Annotated in this window: 1 protein-coding gene; it reads right to left on the bottom strand. The window is 76.2% G+C overall.

Annotated elements, in window-relative coordinates; genetic code table 11:
* Positions 1 to 1,107 (bottom strand): acyltransferase domain-containing protein (locus tag ACIQOV_RS42425; protein ID WP_401056614.1); only part of this gene is annotated, 1,107 nt, incomplete at its 3' end.
* Between the last annotated feature and the right edge of the window lie 7 nt (positions 1,108 to 1,114).

Below are 1,114 nucleotides of genomic sequence, written 5' to 3'. Positions count from 1 at the left end.
GTCCCGGGGGCCGACCGCGCCGGTCGCGTGCCGGGTCCAGGGCCGGTCGGCGGAGCCGGGGGCGGCCTCGGGCCGGGAGTGGAACTCCACCGGGCGCCGTCCCGTGCCGTCTTCGGCGCCCACCCGTACGCGCAGTTGCACGGCCTGATCGTCGGGCAGCAGCAGCGGGGCGGCGAGGGTCAGCTCCTCCACGAGGGCGCAGCCGAGGCGGCGGCCCACGTGCGCGGCCAGCTCCACGAGGGCCGCGCCGGGCAGGATCACGGCTCCGGCCACGGCGTGGTCGGCGAGCCAGGGGTGGGTGGCCGAGGAGAGCCGGCCGGTGAAGAGGGTGCCCGCGTCGTCGGGCAGTTCGACCGCGGCACCGAGCAGCGGGTGGTCCGCGGCGGACTGGCCGGTGGCCGCCTGGTCCCGGTCGGCCGGCAGGGCGTCCAGCCAGTAGCGGCGTCGTTGGAAGGCGTAGGTGGGCAGGTCCACCCGCCGGGCACCGGTTCCCGCGAACAGTCGCTCCCAGTCGACGCGCAGGCCCCGGACGTGTGCCTCGGCGAGCGCGAGCTGGAGTCGGCGGAGCCCTCCGGCCCCGCGCCGCAGGGTGTCGAGCACCAGCGTCTCCGGGGCGCCCGCGTCGGCGGCCGTGTCCTCGATCGCGTACATCAGGGCGGGCTGGGGGCCGGACTCGATGAAGACGCGGTGCCCGGCCGCGAGGAGCGAGCGGGTCGCCCGCTCGAACTCGACGGTCTGCCGGAGGTTGCGGTACCAGTACGCGGCGCCCAGGGACTTCGTGTCCAGCAGGCCGCCGGTCACGCTGGAGTAGTACGGCACCGCACCCGCGAGGGGGGTGATCCCGTCCAGGTCGGAGAGCAGGCGCTCGCGGATCTGCTCCACGTGCGAGGAGTGCGACGCGAAGTCGGTTTCGATGCGAGTCGCCCACACCCCTTCCTCCAGGAGTTCCTCCACCAGGGCCGTGACCGCGTCGGCGTCGCCCGACACCGCCACCGACGACGGGCCGTTCACCGCCGCCACCGAGAGCCGGCCCGCCCACGGGGCGATGCGCTCCCGTGCCACGTCCACCGGCAGGGGCACCGACGCCATGCCGCCACGGCCCGCCAACGCCCCC

The sequence above is a fragment of the Kitasatospora sp. NPDC091257 genome (genome assembly GCF_044757675.1).
Classification (GTDB): domain Bacteria; phylum Actinomycetota; class Actinomycetes; order Streptomycetales; family Streptomycetaceae; genus Kitasatospora; species Kitasatospora lactacystinica.
Note: the sequence above shows the minus strand (reverse complement) of the source record. Positions and strands in the feature narration are given on the sequence as shown.